Here is a 20,248-nt window from a genome sequence, read left to right as displayed (position 1 = left end):
AGAAATAATGAATCAATGAGCATGTTAAAAAATCTTCCCTTCGAATGGCTGGTCGGCCTGCGCTACACGCGGGCCGGCAAGCGCAGTGGCCGCAACAGTTTTATCTCCTTCATCTCGCTCATTTCCATGGCCGGCATCGGCCTGGGCGTGGCGGCGCTGATCGTCGTTCTGTCCGTGATGAACGGCTTCCAGAAGGAAGTGACGGACCGCATGCTGTCCGTGCTGGCCCACGTGGAAGTGTTCGATAACAGCGGCAGCATGCCGGACTGGCGCGCGGAAGCCGCGCAAGCCTTTAAAAACCCGGCCGTGAAGGGCGCCGCGCCGTTCGTGGAAACGCAGGGTATGCTGCTGCGCGACGACGCGCTGCGCCCCGCCATCGTGCGCGGCGTGCTGCCGGAGGAAGAGCCGAACGTCTCCGACGTGGCCGGTCAGACGCGCATGGGCAGCTTCAAGGCCCTGCAGCCGGGCACCTTCAATATCGTGCTGGGCATCGAGCTGGCGCGCGCCCTGCGCGTCAACCTCGGTGAAAAAGTCACCCTGATGCTGGCGCAGGGCCAGGTCACGCCGGCCGGCGTGCTGCCGCGCATGCGCAGCTTCACCGTCAGCGGCATCTTCCAGGCGGGGCATAATGAATTCGATGCCGGCCTGGCTTTCATCAATATCGAAGACGGCCAGCGCTTGCTGCGCCTCGACGGCCCCTCGGGCCTGCGTTTGCGCCTGGCCGACATGAACCAGGCGCCGCAAGTGGCGGCGGAACTGAAAAAAACCATGCCGGGCGACCTGTGGCTGCGCGACTGGTCCAAGCTGAACGCCAACTGGTTTGCCGCCGTGCAGACGGAAAAGCGCATGATGTTCATCATCCTGACCCTGATCATCGCGGTGGCGGCCTTCAACCTCGTCTCGACCCTGGTGATGACGGTGACGGACAAGCAGGCCGATATCGCCATTTTGCGCACCCTGGGCGCATCGCCCCGTTCCATCATGAAGATATTCATGATCCAGGGCGCGCTGGTGGGCATCCTGGGCACCATCCTGGGCGTGGGCGGCGGCGTGCTGGTGGCGATGAACATCGACGTCATCGTACCCTTCATCGAGCACCTGCTGGGCGTGCAGTTCCTCTCCAAGGACATCTATTTCATCAGCACCGTGCCGTCCGACCTGCGCTGGCCCGACGTCACCAAGATCGGCGTGCTGGCCGTGATCCTCGCCTTTTTGGCGACCCTGTACCCAAGCTGGTGGGCTGCCCGCGTCAAACCTGCGGAAGCCCTGCGCTATGAATAAACCACTGACGACTACCATGACCGATCTGAACAAACCTGCCTCCAACGGCGCTTCCGCCGATTCCGCCGTCCTTAGCTGCCGTGGCCTGGGCAAGACTTTTACGCAGGGCAGCTACAAGGTGCAGGTGCTGGCCGGCATTGACATCGACGTCCATCGCGGCGAGCGGGTCGCCATCGTCGGCGCCTCCGGCTCGGGCAAATCGACCCTGCTGCACCTGCTGGGCGGCCTCGATACGCCCACCAGCGGCAAGGTGACCCTGCTGGGCAAGGACTTCGCCACCCTCAGCGAAAAGGCGCGCGGCGACTTGCGCAACGCCTCGCTGGGTTTCGTCTACCAGTTCCATCACCTGCTGCCCGAGTTCTCGGCGCTGGACAATGTCGCCATGCCGCTGATGATACGGCGCATGAAGCGCGCGCCCGCCACCGAGCTGGCGCAGCAGATCCTCACGCGCGTCAACCTGGCCAAGCGCGTCACGCACACGCCGGGTGAATTGTCGGGCGGCGAGCGTCAGCGCGTGGCCCTGGCCCGTGCCCTCGTCACGCAGCCGGCCTGCGTGCTGGCCGATGAGCCGACGGGCAACCTCGATCACGCCACGGCGGAACAGATTTTCGACCTGATGCTGGAATTGTCGCGCACCCTGGGCACGGCCTTCGTCATCGTTACGCACGATATCGAACTGGCCAAGCGCTGCGACCGCGTGCTGCGCCTGACGGACGAAGGATTGCAGCCCTACCAATACTAAGGAGCCGCCATGCAGTGGATCGACACGCATTGCCACCTGGATGCGCACGAATTCGGCGGCGAATCGCTGCAGGTGGCGGCGCGCGCCAGCGCTCAAGGCGTGGCGATGATCGTCATCCCCGCCGTCGAACGGGCCAATTTCGCCATCGTGCGCGACCTGGCGGCAGCGGCGCCCAACGCCTGCTATGCGCTGGGCATCCACCCGATCTACGTGCCGCACGCCACCGAGGACGACTTGTTCGCGCTGCGCGAGGCCGTGCAGGCAGCCATGGCCGATCCGTGCTTTGTCGCCATCGGCGAGATCGGCCTCGATTTCTTCATTCCCATGCTGTGCGAACCGGCCATGCGCGCCAAGCAGGAGCATTTTTTGCGCGAGCAGCTGAAAATCGCCCGCGACTTCGATCTGCCCGTGCTGACCCACGTGCGCCGCTCGCAGGACATCGTCCTCAAGCACGCGCGCCAGATCCGCCCGAACGGCGGCATCGCGCACGCGTTCAATGGCAGCTTCCAGCAGGCGCAGGGCTATATATCCCTCGGGTTCAAGCTCGGTTTCGGCGGCGCCATGACGTTTACGCGCGCGCTGCAGATACGCCGCATGGCTGCTGAACTGCCCGTGGAGGCCATCGTGCTGGAGACGGACGCGCCCGATATTTCGCCCAGCTGGATCCACCCGGGCCGCAACAGCCCCGAAGAATTGCCGCGCATCGGCGCCGTGCTGGCCCAATTGCGCGGCCTCGATATCGCGCAAGTGGCCGCTGCCACCAGCGCCAATGCGCGTGCCGTGCTGCCCCGATTACCCTTGATGGAAACACCCTCATGAACAAGAAAATGCTCGCGGGCGCCCTGGCAGCCTGCCTTACCGGCACGTTTGTGCCAGCCTTCGCGGCGGCCGGCGCCCAGTGCGACGGCATGCCGCGCCTCGACGTCACCACGCCGTCCGGCTTTTGCGTGGCCGTGCTGGCGGACGGCCTGAAATTCCCTCGTGGCGTGCTGCCGCTGACGAATGGCGACATCCTCGTCACGGATATGGCGGGATGGGCGCCGAAGCTGGGCAAATTATGGCTGTTGCGGCGCAAGGCGGCCGGCGCCGGCTACGAACGCAAGCTCCTGCTCGACAAGCTCGATCGTCCGAACGGCATCGTGCAGGGACCGGACGGCTTGGTCTACGTGGGCGAGGTGGGGCGCATTTTCCGTTTCGATCTGCGCGACCCGGCCCGCGCCACCACCGACGTGATCGGCGGCACGGCCAAGACGCCGCGCCTGCCGGGCCTCGGTCTGCACCTGCTGACGAACATGCGTTTCAGCCCCAAGGGCGATCTGTACGTGAACGTGGGCTCGAGCACCGACCATTGCGAGAACGACGGCAAGGCGCCCGATCCGGCCAAGGCTTGTGCCTCGGCGGAAGGTCCGGAAGCGCTGGGCGCCATCCGCGAATACACGATGGCCTGGCCGGCGGGCACGGTGACGGGCTGGCGCACGCATGCACGCGGCTTGCGCAATTCGATGGCGTTGGCCTTCCATCCTGCCACGGGCGAGTTGTGGCAGGCGGAAAACGCGCGCGACGCCATCCAGGCCGCCATGCCGCAACTGAAAAGCGATGAAAACCTGCCGCATGAAGAACTCAATCTGATCAAGGCCGACCGGCACTACGGCTGGCCGTACTGCTACGACGACAATGTCGCCAGTCCCGAATATCCGAAGACGGCTTGCTCCGCCCAATACACGGCGCCGCAGCGCCTGCTGCCCGGACATGCCGCTCCGCTGGGCATGACGTTTTACACGGCCAGCCGCTTCCCGGAGCTGTACAAGAATAGCCTGATCATCGGCTACCACGGCTACCGCAGCAACGGCCACCGTCTGGTGGCCCTGCTGCCCGACAAGGCCGGTGCGCCGCTGGGCAAGTCCGTCGAATTGATCGGCAACTGGGAGCGCAAGGGCAAGCAGGGCAGGGGCGCACCCGTCGACGTGAAGCTGGGGCAGGATGGCGACATCTACATGGCTGACGACCACAATGGGCTGGTGCTCAAGCTGCATTATGCGGCGCCGGGCAAGCCGTAACGTTCACCGACCTCGCACGTGTAGGTGGGGTCAGGCCGAAGGCCGTAACCCGACAACACCCGTAGCGCCAACAATGTCGTCGGATGACGCGCGCCCTTCGGACGCGCTGATCCGATCTACCCTACCTGCGCTTGACCTCGCTCAGTGCGCGGCTGCATGATGCTCCTACAATCGGCTTGATGGTCCCTGTCGACCAGGGACGACGGGAGGCTGACGTGAAACCTGCATTCATCAAGCTGCGTGAAAATTACTCGAGCGTGGCCGCCGTCGACCAGGCGGCCCTGTTCCGCGAAATCGGCTGGGAAGACTTGATCGGCAAGGACAGCTTTGCCAACACCTGCGCCATCCGCGTCAGCCTGGCCCTGATCAAGGCCGGAGTCCAGCTCAAGGGGCGCATGGCGATTCGCAAGGGGCCGTTCAAGGGCGCGCTGATCGAACCGGGGCAGGCCAGGCTGTCGCACATGCTGGCCAGCCCCTCGATGTTGGGCGCGCCCGAAAAATTTGCCAGGGATGACGCCATGGAAGGCATCGGCCAGCGCCAGGGCGTCGTCGCCTTCTTCCGCATTCCCGGCTACCTGGGCGGCGCGGGCGGGCATATCGACATCCTGCTGCCCTCCATCGGCTTGAAGGTCTGCGGCACCGAATGCTACTGGGATTGCGGCGAGGTCTGGTTCTGGCCCGTCAGCTGACGCTTATTTGAACTTCTTCGATCGTCCGCGCGAGGCCGCATTGTGTGCGCGCAGGATGGAGTCGACCCGTTCCGAGGCATCGCGCGACAGGTTTTGCGCGACCGCGATATCGGGGAAGAATTCGGGCAGGCGGTAACTGAGCCACGCATACGCCGAGTAGTAGCGGCAAGTGTCTTCCACCTGCTGCAGATTCTGCGTGCCGCCGCCGTACGCGTGCTGACGCAAGGTGCTTACTTTTCCCTGCGACAGATTCTTCGCCCAGTGCTCCCACGCCGTTTGCAAGGACGGCACCTTGCTCGAGATCGGCACCAGCGACAGGGTGAACTTGTCGGCCACGGACAGGGGTAATGTGTCGAGCCAGACGGCGCGCTCCTTCTGGTCTTCCGTGATGCGGGGGAAGAAAAAGCCGTCCGGCACGTCGATATTGTGGATGAAGCGGCGCAGCAGTTTTGACAGCGACAGCTCGCCCGTCACCGACGAAATGCGGTGCAAGTGTTCGAGCGAGGGCGCCACGGCAAAGCCGCTGGTGTTCAGCGGGTGCAGTTTTTCCTTCAGCAGGGCGCGCATCACTTCATGCGTCTCATTGTCGTAGCCGGCCACGAGTCCCTCTTCATGCACGCCGTAGCGGCCCGCGCGCCCGGCGATCTGGCGCGCCAGCGCGGCCGAAATCTCTTCCTCTTCGCGGCCATTGTATTTGACGCAGGTGGTCATGACGATGCGCGCGATCGGCATGTTCAGGCCCATCGCCAGCGCATCCGTGCCGACGACGATATCGGCCGTGCCGTCGCGGAAGCGCTGCGCCTGCGCGCGCCGTACCTCGGGCGACAGGTTGCCGTACACGGTGGCCACAGACAGCCCCGTTTCCGTGATCATGTCGCGCCACATCAGTACTTCACGGCGCGAAAACGCGATGACGGCGTCGCCGCGGCGCAGGTTGCGCACTTTACGCACGGCCGTCGGCTCCATCGACAGGGGCGCCATGCGTTTCAAGACATGCACCTCCAGCGGGCAGTCCAGGCGCTCGGCCAGGGCCTCGATGGCGCGCCGCGCTTCGGGCGCTCCCACCAGGTAGACGGTGTGGGCGGGCGCGCCGCAGACGGCCGCCGTCCACGCGGCGCCCCGGTCCGGGTCGGCCAGCATCTGGATTTCATCGATGACGGCCACTTCCACGACGGTTTTCGTGTCCAGCATTTCCACCGTGCTGGCCACGTGCGTGGCGCCGTCGACGACCCTGCGCTCCTCGCCCGTGATCAGGCTCACGGCCAGCGGCTTGCCGTGCGGCGCGGCCTCCTGCAGGCGCTCGTAGTTTTCCAGGGCCAGCAAGCGCAATGGCGCCAGGTAGATGCCGCTCTTCGCCTTGACCAGCGCTTCCATGGCGCGGTGCGTCTTGCCGGAATTCGTGGGCCCCAGCAGGGCGATGAAGCGGCGCGGCAGGCGGCGCGCCATCTCGAACGAGGCGGGATATTCGGCCAGGTTGATGCTCTGGCGCGTGCGCGCCGCGTGCTGCTCCTCCTGCTGGCGCTCGATGGCGTGGTTGAAACGCTGGCGGATGCGGTCGAACACCATGCCGGCCGGCTCCGACGTCTGCATGTCGGCCAGGGTGTGCAGGAAGACCATCGGGTCCGTGTCCACATCCTCGCTCAGGCCCGCGATATCGGCGACGAAATCGACCACGTGCTGGCGCAGGTCCTCGAAGACGGCCGCGCTGGCCCGTTCGCGCACCAGGGCCAGTTTAGTCTCGCGGTCCATCTTGCGCCACTTGGCCGGCCGCGCCAGCACGCCCTGACTTGGCACCAGCGCATACGGCACCACCAGGTGGCCGGCCTTGACCACGCCGGTAAAGCGCACGAAGACGCGGCCTTCCATCTTGACCAGGCGGATATGCTCGGCCAGTTCCCCCAGTTCCGCGACCAGGGTGGCGTCGTTATTGTCTTCGGTGCTGTCGGAAAGGTCGGTGGAAGTGTCGGGAGGAAGTGCGGAGGAAGTCATGTCGTGCCTGGGTGTTGAAGTAAGCGAGGCCGATTATACCGTTGATGGGGACGGGTGGCGGCGGCAGCCATGGCACTGGCAGGTTCAGGCGGCCCGTGCGCGCACCAGGCGCAGGCCCCAGCCGGTGGCGATCGTGCCGTCTTCGCGCAGCAAGCCGTTTATCGCATCGAGGAAGGCGATTTGCAGGCGCTGCCTGGCCTCGTCGTCCAGGCGGGTCGATGTCATATGTGTCGAGCAGGGCGGCCCACAGTTCGCCCGGCGTGGGCGTCCAGGGCACGTCGATATCGTCAAACGCGACATGCGTGAACGCGCCGTCGAGCAGTTCGCGCCAGCCCGCTTCCGATCCCGCGCGCCGGTCGCCGAAGCGCAGCGGCGGCAGTTCGGTGCTGGCAATCGGCTTGAACACGCGCAGGAAAACGTCGTTCACTTCGCCCAGCAAAAAAATCCGGCCGACGATGGCCGCGAATTGGCCACCGGGACGCAGCACGCGGCGCATTTCGTACACAACCTGTTCGATATCGTCCATCAGCATCAGCGCCATGTGCGAGACGAGGCAGTCGATGCTGGCCGATGGCAGGTCCAGCGCCTGGCCGCGTCCCAGCAGCAGCCGCACGGAGGCGGGGAGGACGGCGCGCGCGGCGGCCAGTTCGGCCTCGCTCATGTCGACGCCGAGCAATTGCAGCCGGGGCTGCCGCCTGGCTGCCAGCAAGCCCAGCAGATGACCGTCGCCGCAGGCCAAGTCGAGCACGCTCAAAGGCGTGTCCAAGGCCGGTACCAGACTGGTCAGCACAGCATAGGAGGAGGCGTACGTGCCGGAGGAGGTGCGGGCCGGCAGGTGGGCAAACGCGGCGCTGGTGACGCCCACTTGCCTTTGATGGAAGTCTTGCAAATAGCTTTCTGCCGCTGTCAGTGGGGTCATGCAAGGTCCGCAAGGTCGTGGCGCCTGGGCACCGGACAGCCATCTTAGCATGCGGAAAGTGTCGGCTACGGCGGCGACGGATGGCGTGTCTGAGCATTCTTATCCACTTCACTCTTGCGCCAGATCAGGTAGCAACGAGACGAAAACGATCACAGTAACTAAGCCCCTTTCGCAGCGAGCGGATTTTGCTTTCTCATGCGCACCCTGATACTCGGCTTTGCCGCTGGCGCCGCCTGGTTGCAGACGCAGGCAAGCTTGCCGTCCCATGTTCGCTTGGCGCTGTGGGGGCTCGCTGGCGCGGCGCTGCTGATGGCGTGGCTGTTGCGCCGCCACGCGCGCTGGCGCTGCGCGTTTGCGCTCGCCGCCGGCGTGGGACTGGGCTTTTACTGGGCCGCCTGGCTGGCCCAGGCCGCGCTGGCCCCGCAACTGGCGCTGGGCGACGAGGGGCAGGATATTGTCGTGACGGGGACCATCGCCAGCCTGCCGTACCGCTTCGAACAGGGCGTGCGCTTCAATTTTGCCGTGGAAAAAGCTGTTGGCGCGAAAGTGCCGCCCATGATCGCGCTGTCCTGGTACGCGGGTTTTCGCGATGAAGTGACGAACGAAGTGGGCGACGTGCAGCCGGGCGAGCGCTGGCGCCTGACGGTGCGGCTGCAGCGTCCGCACGGCAATGCGAATCCCATGGGCTTCGATTACGAAGCGTGGCTGCTGGAACAGGGCGTGCGCGCCACGGGCTATGTGCGGCCGCAGCCGCGCGCCGATACGCCGAACATGCGTCTGGCCGGCTTCGTGCCCGCTTTCGGCAACGTGGTGGAGGCGAGCCGCGCGGCTTTGCGTGCGCGCATCCTGCGCAGCCTTGACGGAAAACAGTATGCGGGCGTGATCGTGGCGTTGGTGGTGGGCGACCAGCGCGCCATTCCCCAGTCGGACTGGCAGGTGTTCAACCGCACGGGCGTGAGTCATTTGATTTCGATTTCCGGCCTGCACATCACCATGATCGCGGGCCTGTTTGCGCTGGGTGCGGGTGCGCTGTGGCGGCGCTCGTTTTTCACGGACTGGCAACTGCCCTTGCTGCTGCCGGCGCAAAAGGTGGCGGCGCTGGCCGGTGCGCTGGCGGCATGGGTGTATGTGCTGCTGGCCGGCTTCGGCGTGCCTGCGCAGCGCACCTTGTATATGTTGCTGGTCGTGGCGCTGGCCTTGTGGCTGGGGCGCATCACCAGCATCGTCCATATTCTGTGCCTGGCGCTGGGCGTAGTCGTGCTGCTTGATCCCTGGGCCGTGCTGTGGCCCGGTTTCTGGCTGTCGTTCGGCGCCGTTGCCACCATGCTGTACGCGACGGCAGGCCGCACCACGGCGCCTTTGCCGGAGAACGCGAGCCGCTGGCGCCGCCTGCGCGCGGCCGTGGCGCTCGGTGCGCATACGCAATACGTAGTGACGGTGGGGCTGGTGCCGCTGACGATGCTGCTGTTTTCGCAAGTCTCGCTGGTCAGCCCTGTCGCCAATGCGCTGGCCATCCCCGTCATCAGCCTGGTCGTCACGCCCTTGTCGCTGGCGGGCAGCCTGCTGCCGGCGCCGCTGTCCGATGGCTTGTTGCTGCTGGCGCACGCCATCGTGCAGATGCTGGCGCAGGTGCTGGACTGGCTGGGCGCGCGTCGCTTCGCCGTCTGGACGGCGCCGGCGCCGCCATGGTGGAGTTTTTGCTGGGCATTGTTTGGCACGGCCTGGCTGCTGGCGCCACGCGGATGGCCGCACCGCTGGGCTGGCATGCTGGGCTGGCTGCCCCTGCTGACGGCCTTGCCTTCCAGCCCGCCGCCGGGCCAGATGTGGGTCACGGCCTTTGATGTGGGACAAGGCATGGCCGTGCTGGTGGAAACCCACGGCCACCGCCTGCTGTACGACACGGGACCCGCCTACAGCCTCGATGCCGACGGTGCCAGCCGGGTCATCGTGCCCTACCTGCGCGCACGGGGCATCGGCGCGCTCGACGGCGTGATCATCTCGCACAGCGACCTCGATCACGCGGGCGGCGCCATTTCCCTGCTGGAGAACGTGCAAGTGGGATGGCTGGCCTCGTCGCTGTTTGATGGCCATCCCGCTGTCGAGTCCCGGCGGCAAGCCCGGCGTCCGTATCTGCATTGCGTGGCCGGTCAAAGCTGGACCTGGGAAGGCGTGCACTTCGCCATGCTGCACCCCTTGCCCGCGAGCCACACGGACATCAGCTTGACGCCGAACGCCCGCAGCTGCACCGTGAAAATCACGGCCGGCAAGCACGCCATCTTGCTGGCTGGCGACATCGAGGCGGCGCAGGAAGCGCAGTTGCTGGCGCGCTCGGCAGATGGCGAGCTGGCGGCCGACGTCCTGCTGGCACCGCACCACGGCAGCGGCACGTCTTCCACACCAGCATTCTTGAGCGCCGTCCATCCGGCCCTGGCAATTTTCCAGGTCGGACACCGCAACCGCTATAAACATCCGAAGCCGCAGGTGTATGCGCGCTATGGCGAGATGGGCATCGCACGGCTGCGCACGGATGTGACGGGGGCGGTGGTGCTGGAATTTGGCGACGGTATCGATGTGACGCTGTACCGGGCCAGCCGGCCGCGGTACTGGCATGGGCGATAAAGCAGTGCGCCTCATCGGATGCCGGACAGGAGACCCATTATGTGCGATGAATGCAATCCTTTCGAGCGCTTGCTGGCGAAAACCGACGCGGCATACCGGCGCCTGCGTTCGATTCGGTGGGATCAAGGGTTACGTCATGTGGAGGGGATTTCGCCAGCGTTGGCGCAGGCGATACAGCATACGGGTATTGGTATTGCGAGTGGCTTGTTTACTGGCTTGATCTTATTTGGATTGCAATTTACGAGTGATCAGCCTGTCAATGACATGGCCAAGTCGCTACAGTGCAAATTTATTGTGCATTACCAGGATATTCCGGCGGCCTTGTTCAACCTTGTCCTTTTTCTGGTGGCATGCACCATGTTGTTGACTGCCGAGTGGGGGCATTTTTTCAGACAGAAAGTGCTGGTGCCTGTAATACATGGTATCTCGCATACAGTGTCAATTAGCACCGGGATGTTATTGTCGCTCGTCTTTTCGGAGGTGCTGACGCAGAGTTTTCTGCCGAATCTCAGACAATGGTTAGGCAGCCTCCTTGTTATTTTGATAGTGTGGCTACTCGCAGTAACGATGAACGCAGTTATTTATCTATGTCGCTACGGCGTGGTGGGGCTATGGCGAAAGAAGCGCTGCGCTGGCGAAGACTGTCCTGCACCGCAAAAAAAGTATGAGGTCCTGCACTTTATTTTTCCACTGGTGGGCATTTTTCTCATCTTTTACCTGTGGGGAGATGTCAAGCGCAGCGCCGTACAGGTGGCGGATGCCTCCAAGGCCAGCAAGGTGGCGGCTTGTGCAGTTGCACACTAGCTGTTTTCATATCCGCTTCAGCAGCATCTCAACGGGAGGACCCAATCGAGGAGCGTTGATTGTTACATTTAAGCAGCCATTATCTGATCAGCCTGGCGCGGGCCGCCGACTTCGACGCCATCACGACCTTGTTGCAAGCTAACTCCCCCTCGCAGGGTGGTAGCCTGACGGGCGAGTTTTCACGCGACAATGTGGCCAGCATGGCGGCTGGACAATCGCCCGTCGTCGTGGCGCGGCGCGCAGCGGACGGGCCTGTCGTTGGCGTGTTGTTCAGCGCGGCGCAAGCCACCGCGCAGGCGCCCGTAGTGCTGGCCATGCTGGCCGCGTATCGGGGCAGTGACACGGCCTATGTGTATGGCCCCGTCTGCATCGCGGACTCGGAGCGGGGGCAGGGCTTGCTGTCGCTGTTGTACTCTGCCATGCGCGCGCGGCATGGGGATGCGGAGGCGGTGCTGTTCATCCGGCGCGACAATATCGGCTCGCTGCGGGCGCATGAACGGCTGGGCATGCGCGAGGTGGCCGCCTTTGTTTTCGACGGCGCGCAGTTCGCCGTGTACAGCGATGCCATCGTGGCGCAATAGGCGCTACATTACGCGTTCATCGGGTATCTCCAGCCCCCGTTGCCGCACATATTCCAGAAACAGCCTTGCCCCCTTGGCCATCCTCGACGTGCCGTAGACCGCGTGGATGCTGGGATCGAGTTCCTTCGATGACGTCAGCCGGTACGCCGTGCAGACCCTGCGCAGGGTGCCGTTGGCCACGGCCGGTTCCGCCAGCCAGCTGGCCAGGCGCACGATGCCGGCGCCTTCCAGGGCCGCCTGGAAGGTGGCGATGCCGGAGGTGAAGCGGAAACGGGGCTGCACCTGGTAGCGCACGTTGCGCTCGCCGGAGACGAAATGCCAGTCGCGCAGGATGCGAGGGGCCGAGTGCATGATGACGTCGTGGCCGGCCAGCTCTTCCGGTTCGGCTGGCGCACCCATGCGATCGATGTAGTCGGGCGAGGCGTACATGTAGCGGCGGTAGTTCCACAGCGGGTAGCCGATCAGCTCGCTTGACTGGGGGAAGGCGCCGCGGATGGCAAAATCGAGCTTTTCCTGGATGGGGTCGATCGACTTGTCCGAGAAATGGATGTCGACCGACACGTTCGGATAGTCGCGCGAAAATTGCGCCACCACTTTCGGCAGAAAGCCCAGCGAGAGGATTTCCGGCGCGGAGAGGCGCACCCAGCCTTGCGGCGAGTTGCTCAGCTCGGCCAATTGGTCTTCCGCTTCGGCCTGCGTTTCCAGCAAGTGCTTGGCCGACGCGTAATAGGTTTCGCCGGCCGTCGTCAGGGTGAACTGCTTTTGCGTGCGCAGGATCAGCTCGGCGCCGATGGCGTCTTCGAGGAACTGGATGGCGCGCGTGACGGCCGACGGCGAGCGCCCCAGCATGCGCGCCGCGTGGATGAAGCTGCGCTTTTCCACCACGGTGCAAAAGGCGCGGATCTCCCACATCAGTTTCATCGACATTGCGCGCTCCCGGCAAAAGAGGCCAGTAGACCGCATGGGGCGCATTCCGTCAAGCGTTACGCCTGATTGCGTTTTCCGCAATTTGAAGTTGCATCCGAAAAAGTGACTGACGCCTATACTGCCGCTGTCGCCCATTCCTTATTGCCTATCATGCTGACCATCTCGCTGCTGTGTTTATTTGCCTTCTTTGCCGGCCTGATCGATGCCGCCGTGGGCGGGGGCGGGCTGATACAGCTGCCGGCCCTGTTCAACCTGATGCCGAACATGGCCTCGACCTCCTTGCTGGGCACGAATAAACTGGCGTCCGCCTGCGGCACCACGTTTGCCGCCCGCTCGTTTGTCGGCAAGGTGCACATCCCGTGGCTGCTGGTGCTGCCGGCCGTGGCCAGCGCCTTCGTCATGTCCTTCATCGGCGCGGCCGCTGTATCCTACGTGCCGCAGCAAGTGGTGCGCCCCATGGTGCTGGTGTTGATCATCGTCATGGCCATCTACACCTTCATCAAGAAGGATTTCGGCACGACGCGCGAAGCGCGCCCCATCGGTGGACGCGAACGCATCCTCGCCATCGTCATCGGCGGCGCCATCGGCTTTTATGACGGCCTGTTCGGACCGGGCACGGGCAGCTTTTTGATTTTCCTGTTCATCCGCGTCTTCGGCTTCGATTTCATCCTCGCCTCGGCCTGCTCGAAACTGGTGAATATCGCCACCAACGTGGCCGCGCTGGCCTTCTTCATTCCCGCCGGCCACGTGGTCTACGCGGTGGCCGCACCGATGGCTGTGTGCAACATCCTGGGCGCGCTGACGGGCACCTGGATCGCCGTGCGCCGCGGCGCCGCCTTCGTGCGCATCCTTTTCCTCGTGCTGCTGGTGCTGCTGATCGTGAAATTGTCCTACGACATCTTCTTCAAGTAAGTTTTTGAACGATACTAGCCATGAAAACCATCCGGGGCGTGTTGTGGGACAACGATGGCGTGCTGGTCGATACCGAACAGCTGTTTTACGAAAGCAACCGCGACTTGCTCTTGCCCTACGGTATAGACCTGACGCCGAAGCAATTCTTTGACTGGTTCCTGGACAATAACTACGGCGCCTGGCACTTGCTGCTGGGGCAGGGCCACGCCATCGAATTGGTCGAGCGCCTGCGGGCCGAGCGCACCGAGCTGTTTGCGCAACGCCTGCGCCACGCGCGCCGGCTCGCCATCCCCGGCATCGGGAAAGTGCTGGCGGCGCTGCGCCCGCACGTGGCCATGGGCGTGGTGACGAGCGCCTACGAACGGCATTTCCGCATCAGCCATGCGGCCACGGGCTTGCTGAGCCACTTCGACTTCGTGCTGACGCGTGAAATGTATGGCGAGAGCAAGCCGGCGCCCGACGGCTACCAGCTGGGCTTGCAGCGCCTGGGCCTGGCTGCCGCCGACTGCGTGGCCGTGGAAGATTCGCCGCGCGGCTTGCGCGCCGCCAGAGCGGCCGGGCTGGAATGCATCATCGTGCGCAATCCCATGAACCGGCACCACGCGTTCGATGAGGCTTTTTGCGTGGTCGATTCAAACGCCGAGCTGGGCGAGGTGCTGGCTTCCTTCGTGCCCGGCCTGGCGGCGGTACGGGGGCAATTAGAGGCCTTCCTCTGATCCGTCTTGCCGGCATGCCATTACAATTGCCTATCGCATTCACCGGCACCTTCCCACGATGACCCTCCCGCAACTGCACTTTGCCCACGCCAACAGTTATCCTGCCGGTACCTACCGCAAGCTGTTCGGCTTGCTGGGCCAGCACTACACCGTGCAGGCGCTCGACATGCATGCGCACGACCCGGCATACCCCGTCAGCACGGGCTGGCCCGAGCTGGTGCGCGAGTATATCGACGACCTCGAGCGCCGCTACAGCGCGCCCGTGATCCTCGTCGGTCATTCGCTGGGCGGCATGCTCAGCGTGATGGTGGCCAAGCAGCGGCCGGACCTGGTGCGCTGCGTGGTCTTGCTCGATTCGCCCGTGGTGGCGGGCTGGCGCGCCTTGCTGGTGCGCCTGGCGCGCAACACGGCGCTGGGCGAGCGTTTTTCGCCCTCGCGTTTTTCCGCCCGGCGGCGCAAGCTGTGGCCCGATGCGCAAGCTGCGTATGAGCATTTTGCCGCCAAGGACATGTTCGCCATCTGGGCGCCGCAAGTCTTGCGCGATTACATCGACAGCGGCCTGGCGCCCCATCCGGAAGGGGTGCAGCTGCGCTTTACGCGCGAAGTGGAAACGCAGGTCTACCGCAGCCTGCCGCACCATATCGGCGGCCTCGTCAAGGATGGTTTTCCCGTGCCCATCGGCTTTATCGGCGGCACGGAGTCGGTGGAATGCCGCCAGGCGGGCTTGACGGCCACGCGCAAACTGGTTGGCAAGTTTTTCCGCCAGGTGCCGGGCGGCCATCTGTTTCCCATGGAGAACCCGGAACTGACGGCGCAAGTGGTGCGCGAGATGATCACGGCATTGCTGGCGAAACAATAGCCTTCCGCCAAGGATTTTCAGGGGAGGGGGGCCAACAGCGGTGGATTTTCGCGTAAAATCCTGCCATTCGGGCCGCGCCTGCATCTGGCGCGCCGCCCCAGCCATTCGATATTCTAGAAAGATACCCCTGCGATGACGATTAAAAGCGATAAATGGATACGCCGCATGGCGGAAACAACGGGCATGATCGAGCCGTTCGAACCGGGCCAGGTCAAGGAGCGCGACGGCAACCGCATCGTTTCCTACGGCACCTCCAGCTATGGCTATGACATCCGCTGCGCCGACGAGTTCAAGTTGTTTACCAACATCAACACCACCATCGTCGACCCCAAGGATTTTGACGCGAACAACTTCGTCGATGTGTCCGGCAAGGGTTATTGCATCATTCCGCCGAACTCGTTCGCGCTGGCCCGTACCGTGGAGTATTTCCGCATTCCCCGCAACGTCTTGACGATTTGCCTGGGCAAGAGCACGTATGCCCGTTGCGGCATCATCGTCAACGTCACCCCGTTCGAACCGGAATGGGAAGGCTACGTGACCCTGGAGTTTTCCAACACGACACCGCTGCCGGCGAAAATCTACGCCAACGAAGGCGTGGCGCAAGTGCTGTTCTTCGAATCCGATGAAGTGTGCGAAACCTCGTACAAGGACCGCGGCGGCAAATACCAGGGCCAGGTCGGCGTGACCCTGCCGAAGACCTGATTGCCGGAAGGGCGGGGCGCCAGCCGCCTTGCCCTGTCTTTACCTGCCTTTACACCCGCCGCACTACTTCGGCGCCCATGCTTGCCGTTAACCTTGGTATTGAAACACTAAGGAGGCAATATGGTAGCGGCAATCGGTTCGGGCGGCGCGGTCAGCGCGGCCAGCAGTGGCAGTTCGGGCAGCAGCGCGCAGATCGCGGCGCTGCAAAAGCAGATCACGGCGGCGCAAAAGCAGTTGACGGAATCGCAGAAGGGCGAGCAGACGGAGGCGTCGCAAAAGCTGCAGCAGCAGCTGGCGCAGCAAATCCAGGCCTTGCAGGCGCAAATTACCCAGTTACAAGCGGCGGCCGCGCAACAGGCGGCGCAACAAGATACGCCTGCGGCCAGCAGCGCCGAGACGGCCGCGAGTCCCGCCAAATCAAGCTCGTCCACCTTGGGCAGCATCATCGATACGCAGGCGTAGCAGCGCATCCGCGCGTAAAAAAAGGCTCTGTCCCCGCTAAGTAGGGGAAGTTCAGGAATCTTCCTGTGTCTCTGCTGTCTGACTATGCATCGCAGACAAACGGGAGCCTTCCATGCAGATAGCTCAATGGAAAACCTTCATCGCCCAGTTCGCCGCACTGAACCGTCGTCAGCGCCTGGCGGGTATCTCTCTGCTGCGAGCAAGCGCACCGCAGGACGCTGCCGCGGCACTGGTCGAAAGCGTGGCCCGGCAGCGATTGCACTGTCCTTCCTGCAATAGCAATCATGCTCACCTGCATGGCCATGCGCACGGACTGCAGCGCTACCGTTGCGTGCCGTGCGGCCGCACCTTCAATGCGCTCACCGGCACGCCGCTGTCCCGCCTGCGCCATAAATCGCTGTGGCTCGACTACGCCGATTGCTTGCTTGCATCGGATTCCGTGCGCAAGGCGGCGCTACAACTGGGCGTGCACCGCAACACCACGTTTCGCTGGCGCCACCGGTTTTTATCGTTGGCAAAAACGGACCGGCCGCACGGCCTGCATGGCATCGCCGAGGCCGACGAGTTATATGTGCTGGAATCGGAAAAGGGCTCCAGACAGATGACGCGTCCGGCCCGCCGCCGTGGCGGCCATGCGCAACGGCGCGGCATATCGAACGAGCAAGTCTGCATCCTGGTGGCGCGCGACCGCACGGGCCAGACCCTCGATTTCGTCACGGGCAAAGGGCAACTGACGAAGGCGCAGCTGCACCGCTGCTTGTTGCCCGTCATCGACCAGGATGTTTTGCTGGTCACCGATGGCCATGCCGCCTACCGGGCGTTTGCGCGGGAAGCGGGCCTCAGTCATCAGGCCGTCAACTTGCGCGCCGGCATCCGCGTGCAGGGCGCCGCGCACGTACAAAATGTCAACGCATATCACAGTCGTTTGCGGGCATGGCTACGCCCCTTTCACGGCGTCGCCACGCGCTACCTGCCCAATTACCTGGGCTGGCGCTGGATACTCGACGCCAGACGCATCCGCTCACCCGAAACGTTATTGAAGGCGACACTGGGGGCATTCCCACATCTGACGGTGACATAGCCTAAAAAACGCCAGGCTCGCCGGAAGGTCAGCATGGCGTTTTGACAGGCAACAACATTTCCACGCACAAGCCGCCACCGCTGCGCAAGCTGGCCCCGATGCGCCCGCCATGGGCGCTGATGACGTGCCGGGCGATAGCCAGGCCCAGGCCGTGTCCATCCGTGCTGTGCTGGGTATTACTGGCGCGGAAGAACGGTTCAAAAATGCGGGCCAGGTCCGCGCCGGCCACGCCGGGTCCCCGGTCCAGCACGGCGATGCGCAGCCATTCTTGCTTGCCTTCAGGCAGGCGCGACAGTTCCACTTCCACCGTGCCGCCATTCGGGCTGTGCTTGACGGCATTGCGCACCACGTTTTCCACGGCGCGGGCCAGCAGTTCCGGCTGGCCCGTGACGCTGGCGTCGGCCATGGCCGCGTCGCCCGCCAGTTCGACGTTCAACTGGCGTGCCCGGGCCTCATAGCGGGCGTCATCCACGATGTCGTGCACGAGGTCGGTGATGCTGACGTCTTCGTTGTGCATGTGCCCGGCCCCCGTTTGCCCTGCGCCGGCTTCCAGCCGTGACAGCGTCAGCAGCTCGCCGATCAGTTTATCCATGCGTTCGCTTTCGCGCTCGATGCGCTGCATCGAGGCGGCCATCTTGTCCGGCTGCTGGTGCGCCAGGCCGATGGCGGCCTGCAGGCGCGCCAGCGGCGAGCGCAACTCGTGCGAGACGTCATGCAGCAGACGCGTCTGGCTATCCATGAGGCTGCGCAAGCGGCCCGTCATGCGGTCGAAATCGCGGCCCAGGTCCGTCAATTCATCGCCGCGCTTGCCGCTGGCGTGAAAGCGCGGCGCCAGATTGCCGTGCGAGGCGGCCTCGAACGCCTGCCGCAGGTCGCGGATGGGGCGCGCAAAATACCAGGCCAGCAGGAAGGCAAACAGCAGGCTGGCGGCGATGGCGGCGGCCAGGGGGATGAAGGTGCGGTAGGGGCTGTCCATGCGCGGGCCGGGCGGCATGCCCCGGCCGAATTCGCCGCGCGGCGGCGGGGCGCCCGCTTCGTGGGGACGCGGCCCCGGTCCCATGGCGCGCGGGCCGCTCAGGGTGACGGCGTTGAGCGTGTCGCGCGCGGCGCCCGCCTCGGCATTGCGGAAGCGCTCGGACGAAGGCAGGAACAGCAGGTAACGCTGTCCGTCGCTGCCGGCCACGTCGCGCACGACCGGATGGGGCTGGCTTTGCTCCAGCATGGCGCGCGCCTTGGCCAGCATGGCGGGGTGCACCGCGCGGCCCATCAGTTCTTGTCCTTTGGCATCGACGGCAAACACGCGCAGGCGTTCAAGCTTGCCCAGGAATTGCCGCAAGGCTGGGCTGCCGCCCGCTTCCAGGGTGGCGCTGGCGGCCTCGATGATCATTTGCGCGGGCGGGCTGGTGTCGATGTCGAGCGCGCGCTCCTGCTGCGCCGCCCGGTTTTTCAGCCAGAAGGTGCCGCCGATGCCGATGGTGGCCGTCACTTGCGCCAGCATGATACACAGAAAAAACTTCCAGAACAGGCGCCCCACGCTTACTCCTTGATCAGCTGGTAGCCGAGGCGGTACACGGTTTGCAGGCAGGAGCGGCCATCGGCCAGGGTGCCCAGCTTGCGGCGCAGGCTGCTCAAGTGCACGTCGATATTGCGGTCGAAGCGGGCCATGGGACGGCCCAGTCCCAGTTCCGATAATTGATTCTTGCTCACGGGCTTGCCCGCATGGCGCACCAGCACTTCCAGCAGGTTGAATTCCGTGCTCGTCAGTTCCAGGTGCGCGCCGGCCCAGGCAACGCGGCGCTGTTCCGGCCACATCGTCAGTTGCCCCACGGTCAGCGGCGCCAGGCCCGAGCTGTCGTGCGGCGCCGCTTGCGAACGGCGCAGGATGGCGCGGATGCGCGCCGTCAGCTCGCGCGGCGTGCACGGTTTGGTCACGTAATCGTCGGCGCCCAGCTCCAGACCCACGATGCGGTCCGTATCGTCGCCGCGCGCCGTCAGCATCAGGATGGGCAGGTTGCTGCCGGCGCGGATGCGGCGCAGGGTTTCCAGGCCATTCATGCGCGGCATCATGACGTCGAGGACGGCGATGGCGTACAGGCCCGTCAGTGCCTCGGCCGCGCCGCTTTCGCCGTCATGCACGGCGCGGGCGTCGAAACCTTCCTGCGTCAGGTATTCCTGGAACATGCCGACCAGTTCCACGTCGTCATCGATTAACAAAACCTTGCTCATGCCTGTGCTTTTTTCGGGTGAATATCGCCCGATGATAGCAGTCAAACGGGACCGTTCACGGCGGTTTTACCCGCTTTTACATACGGCCGCTTACATTTGCGCCGCTTCCTTTACACGCTTTTACACGGCCCTAACGTTGCTTTACACGCCAGACGCCGACAATCAGGGCTGACCGCCACGAAAGGAAAGCCCGATGAAATACCTGAGTATCGCCGTATCCCTGTTGCTGCTGTGCGCCTGCAGCATGCCGCTGCTCGCGCTGGCCCAGCAAGAATCCGCACCGGACCGCCCGCCAGCGCGCGCCATGGAAGGGCTGCCGCCCGGCGCAGCGCACGCGCCAGGCTTGCCGCCGTTCCTGCACGGCATCGAACTGAGCGAAGCGCAGCAGGATAAAATTTTCGCCGCCACCTACGCCCAGGCGCCCTTGTTGCGGGACCAGGAAAAAATCGCTTTCAAGGCCCACGAGCAACTGCGCGCGCTGGCCGCGTCCAGCGCCTACGACGATGCGCAAGCCAGCGCGCTGGCGAACACGGCGGCGCAAGCCATGGCGAAGATCAGCTTGCAGCATGCGCGGCTGGAGCAGCAATTGCTGGCCGTGCTGACGCCAATACAGCGCCAGCAGGCGCAGCAGCAGCGCGACAGCCGCCCCGGCCCGCGCCGCCCCCAATAAGTACAGGAGAGT

The 20,248-nt window shown here is 64.4% G+C and carries 20 protein-coding genes; 15 read left to right on the top strand and 5 right to left on the bottom strand.

Annotated elements, in window-relative coordinates; all coding sequences use genetic code 11:
- The first annotated feature begins 15 nt into the window (after positions 1-15).
- The 5 genes from ACQ4W4_RS21630 to ACQ4W4_RS21610 all read left to right on the top strand — a co-directional run bounded on the left by ACQ4W4_RS21630 (position 16) and on the right by ACQ4W4_RS21610 (position 4,769).
- Positions 16-1,281, top strand: coding sequence for a lipoprotein-releasing ABC transporter permease subunit (locus tag ACQ4W4_RS21630; RefSeq protein WP_046682975.1), 1,266 nt, complete (start codon positions 16-18; stop codon positions 1,279-1,281).
- A gap of 16 nt (positions 1,282-1,297) precedes the next feature.
- Complete coding sequence (gene lolD / locus ACQ4W4_RS21625; protein WP_035819561.1) at positions 1,298-2,023, top strand: lipoprotein-releasing ABC transporter ATP-binding protein LolD; 726 nt, start codon at positions 1,298-1,300, stop codon at positions 2,021-2,023.
- A gap of 9 nt (positions 2,024-2,032) precedes the next feature.
- Positions 2,033-2,842, top strand: a complete 810-nt coding sequence (locus ACQ4W4_RS21620) for a TatD family hydrolase (protein ID WP_436543718.1) — start codon at positions 2,033-2,035, stop codon at positions 2,840-2,842.
- Positions 2,839-4,080: a PQQ-dependent sugar dehydrogenase gene (locus ACQ4W4_RS21615; RefSeq protein ID WP_436543717.1), complete on the top strand. Its 1,242-nt coding sequence runs from the start codon at positions 2,839-2,841 to the stop codon at positions 4,078-4,080. The genes ACQ4W4_RS21620 and ACQ4W4_RS21615 overlap by 4 nt, the downstream gene beginning before the upstream one ends.
- 215 nt (positions 4,081-4,295) lie before the next feature.
- The gene (locus ACQ4W4_RS21610; protein ID WP_436543716.1) at positions 4,296-4,769 is read left to right on the top strand and encodes a T6SS effector amidase Tae4 family protein; all 474 of its coding nucleotides are present in this window, start codon (positions 4,296-4,298) and stop codon (positions 4,767-4,769) included.
- A 3-nt stretch (positions 4,770-4,772) separates the two neighbouring features.
- On the opposite strand, the gene ACQ4W4_RS21605 is transcribed toward ACQ4W4_RS21610, so the two are convergent.
- Entirely contained in the window at positions 4,773-6,758 is a 1,986-nt protein-coding gene (locus ACQ4W4_RS21605) for a helicase-related protein (RefSeq protein WP_436543715.1), read from the bottom strand.
- Positions 6,694-7,677, bottom strand: coding sequence for a class I SAM-dependent methyltransferase (locus ACQ4W4_RS21600; protein WP_436543714.1), 984 nt, complete (start codon positions 7,675-7,677; stop codon positions 6,694-6,696). The genes ACQ4W4_RS21605 and ACQ4W4_RS21600 overlap by 65 nt, the downstream gene beginning before the upstream one ends.
- Before the next feature lie 195 nt (positions 7,678-7,872).
- Between ACQ4W4_RS21600 and ACQ4W4_RS21595 the strand changes: the two genes are divergently transcribed.
- Genes ACQ4W4_RS21595 through ACQ4W4_RS21585 form a run of 3 tightly spaced genes read left to right on the top strand, consistent with a single transcriptional unit; the run spans position 7,873 to position 11,681 of the window.
- Positions 7,873-10,296: a DNA internalization-related competence protein ComEC/Rec2 gene (locus tag ACQ4W4_RS21595; RefSeq protein ID WP_436543713.1), complete on the top strand. Its 2,424-nt coding sequence runs from the start codon at positions 7,873-7,875 to the stop codon at positions 10,294-10,296.
- Positions 10,297-10,335: 39 nt separating this feature from the next.
- Entirely contained in the window at positions 10,336-11,100 is a 765-nt protein-coding gene (locus ACQ4W4_RS21590) for a hypothetical protein (protein WP_436543712.1), read from the top strand.
- 59 nt (positions 11,101-11,159) lie between these two features.
- Positions 11,160-11,681, top strand: a complete 522-nt coding sequence (locus ACQ4W4_RS21585; RefSeq protein WP_436543711.1) for a GNAT family N-acetyltransferase — start codon at positions 11,160-11,162, stop codon at positions 11,679-11,681.
- Between the two features lie 3 nt (positions 11,682-11,684).
- On the opposite strand, the gene ACQ4W4_RS21580 is transcribed toward ACQ4W4_RS21585, so the two are convergent.
- Positions 11,685-12,608 (bottom strand): LysR family transcriptional regulator, encoded by a 924-nt coding sequence (locus ACQ4W4_RS21580; RefSeq protein WP_436543710.1) that lies wholly within the window; start codon positions 12,606-12,608, stop codon positions 11,685-11,687.
- A gap of 150 nt (positions 12,609-12,758) precedes the next feature.
- Between ACQ4W4_RS21580 and ACQ4W4_RS21575 the strand changes: the two genes are divergently transcribed.
- The 6 genes from ACQ4W4_RS21575 (at position 12,759) to ACQ4W4_RS21550 (ending at position 17,340) form a co-directional block, all read left to right on the top strand.
- Positions 12,759-13,520, top strand: coding sequence for a sulfite exporter TauE/SafE family protein (locus ACQ4W4_RS21575; protein ID WP_436543709.1), 762 nt, complete (start codon positions 12,759-12,761; stop codon positions 13,518-13,520).
- Between the two features lie 20 nt (positions 13,521-13,540).
- Positions 13,541-14,236, top strand: a complete 696-nt coding sequence (locus tag ACQ4W4_RS21570; RefSeq protein ID WP_436543708.1) for an HAD family hydrolase — start codon at positions 13,541-13,543, stop codon at positions 14,234-14,236.
- A 58-nt stretch (positions 14,237-14,294) separates the two neighbouring features.
- A complete protein-coding gene (locus ACQ4W4_RS21565) occupies positions 14,295-15,095 on the top strand; it encodes an alpha/beta fold hydrolase (protein WP_436543707.1) in 801 nt (266 codons plus the stop codon).
- A 132-nt stretch (positions 15,096-15,227) separates the two neighbouring features.
- On the top strand, positions 15,228-15,797 hold the full coding sequence (gene dcd / locus ACQ4W4_RS21560; RefSeq protein ID WP_034755486.1) for a dCTP deaminase: 570 nt from the start codon (positions 15,228-15,230) through the stop codon (positions 15,795-15,797).
- Positions 15,798-15,917: 120 nt separating this feature from the next.
- On the top strand, positions 15,918-16,259 hold the full coding sequence (locus ACQ4W4_RS21555) for a FlxA-like family protein (RefSeq protein WP_436543706.1): 342 nt from the start codon (positions 15,918-15,920) through the stop codon (positions 16,257-16,259).
- Between the two features lie 112 nt (positions 16,260-16,371).
- Positions 16,372-17,340: an IS1595 family transposase gene (locus tag ACQ4W4_RS21550; protein WP_436543705.1), complete on the top strand. Its 969-nt coding sequence runs from the start codon at positions 16,372-16,374 to the stop codon at positions 17,338-17,340.
- A gap of 28 nt (positions 17,341-17,368) precedes the next feature.
- On the opposite strand, the gene ACQ4W4_RS21545 is transcribed toward ACQ4W4_RS21550, so the two are convergent.
- Entirely contained in the window at positions 17,369-18,874 is a 1,506-nt protein-coding gene (locus ACQ4W4_RS21545) for a sensor histidine kinase (protein WP_436543704.1), read from the bottom strand.
- Between the two features lie 2 nt (positions 18,875-18,876).
- Positions 18,877-19,566: a response regulator transcription factor gene (locus tag ACQ4W4_RS21540; protein WP_436543703.1), complete on the bottom strand. Its 690-nt coding sequence runs from the start codon at positions 19,564-19,566 to the stop codon at positions 18,877-18,879.
- 193 nt (positions 19,567-19,759) lie between these two features.
- Here ACQ4W4_RS21540 and ACQ4W4_RS21535 point away from each other — a divergent pair, with 193 nt between their 5' ends.
- Complete coding sequence (locus ACQ4W4_RS21535) at positions 19,760-20,236, top strand: Spy/CpxP family protein refolding chaperone (protein WP_436543702.1); 477 nt, start codon at positions 19,760-19,762, stop codon at positions 20,234-20,236.
- Positions 20,237-20,248: the final 12 nt, after the last annotated feature.

Origin of the sequence: Janthinobacterium glycogeni (assembly GCF_051380725.1) — a bacterium.
In the GTDB taxonomy this organism is placed as follows: Bacteria; Pseudomonadota; Gammaproteobacteria; order Burkholderiales; family Burkholderiaceae_D; genus Janthinobacterium.
This window is presented reverse-complemented; position numbering and strand designations above follow the sequence as displayed.

What these genes read in the sequence shown, in the direction of transcription:
- ACQ4W4_RS21605 (WP_436543715.1), bottom strand. Translation starts at nt 6,758, where the DNA reads ATGACTTCCTCCGCACTTCCTCCCGACACTTCCACCGACCTTTCCGAC.
- ACQ4W4_RS21590 (WP_436543712.1), top strand. Translation starts at nt 10,336, where the DNA reads ATGTGCGATGAATGCAATCCTTTCGAGCGCTTGCTGGCGAAAACCGAC.
- ACQ4W4_RS21535 (WP_436543702.1), top strand. Translation starts at nt 19,760, where the DNA reads ATGAAATACCTGAGTATCGCCGTATCCCTGTTGCTGCTGTGCGCCTGC.
- ACQ4W4_RS21620 (WP_436543718.1), top strand. Translation starts at nt 2,033, where the DNA reads ATGCAGTGGATCGACACGCATTGCCACCTGGATGCGCACGAATTCGGC.
- ACQ4W4_RS21630 (WP_046682975.1), top strand. Translation starts at nt 16, where the DNA reads ATGAGCATGTTAAAAAATCTTCCCTTCGAATGGCTGGTCGGCCTGCGC.
- dcd (WP_034755486.1), top strand. Translation starts at nt 15,228, where the DNA reads ATGACGATTAAAAGCGATAAATGGATACGCCGCATGGCGGAAACAACG.
- ACQ4W4_RS21600 (WP_436543714.1), bottom strand. Translation starts at nt 7,677, where the DNA reads ATGACCCCACTGACAGCGGCAGAAAGCTATTTGCAAGACTTCCATCAA.
- ACQ4W4_RS21575 (WP_436543709.1), top strand. Translation starts at nt 12,759, where the DNA reads ATGCTGACCATCTCGCTGCTGTGTTTATTTGCCTTCTTTGCCGGCCTG.
- ACQ4W4_RS21540 (WP_436543703.1), bottom strand. Translation starts at nt 19,566, where the DNA reads ATGAGCAAGGTTTTGTTAATCGATGACGACGTGGAACTGGTCGGCATG.
- ACQ4W4_RS21555 (WP_436543706.1), top strand. Translation starts at nt 15,918, where the DNA reads ATGGTAGCGGCAATCGGTTCGGGCGGCGCGGTCAGCGCGGCCAGCAGT.
- ACQ4W4_RS21550 (WP_436543705.1), top strand. Translation starts at nt 16,372, where the DNA reads ATGCAGATAGCTCAATGGAAAACCTTCATCGCCCAGTTCGCCGCACTG.
- ACQ4W4_RS21615 (WP_436543717.1), top strand. Translation starts at nt 2,839, where the DNA reads ATGAACAAGAAAATGCTCGCGGGCGCCCTGGCAGCCTGCCTTACCGGC.
- lolD (WP_035819561.1), top strand. Translation starts at nt 1,298, where the DNA reads ATGACCGATCTGAACAAACCTGCCTCCAACGGCGCTTCCGCCGATTCC.
- ACQ4W4_RS21580 (WP_436543710.1), bottom strand. Translation starts at nt 12,608, where the DNA reads ATGTCGATGAAACTGATGTGGGAGATCCGCGCCTTTTGCACCGTGGTG.
- ACQ4W4_RS21570 (WP_436543708.1), top strand. Translation starts at nt 13,541, where the DNA reads ATGAAAACCATCCGGGGCGTGTTGTGGGACAACGATGGCGTGCTGGTC.
- ACQ4W4_RS21595 (WP_436543713.1), top strand. Translation starts at nt 7,873, where the DNA reads ATGCGCACCCTGATACTCGGCTTTGCCGCTGGCGCCGCCTGGTTGCAG.
- ACQ4W4_RS21565 (WP_436543707.1), top strand. Translation starts at nt 14,295, where the DNA reads ATGACCCTCCCGCAACTGCACTTTGCCCACGCCAACAGTTATCCTGCC.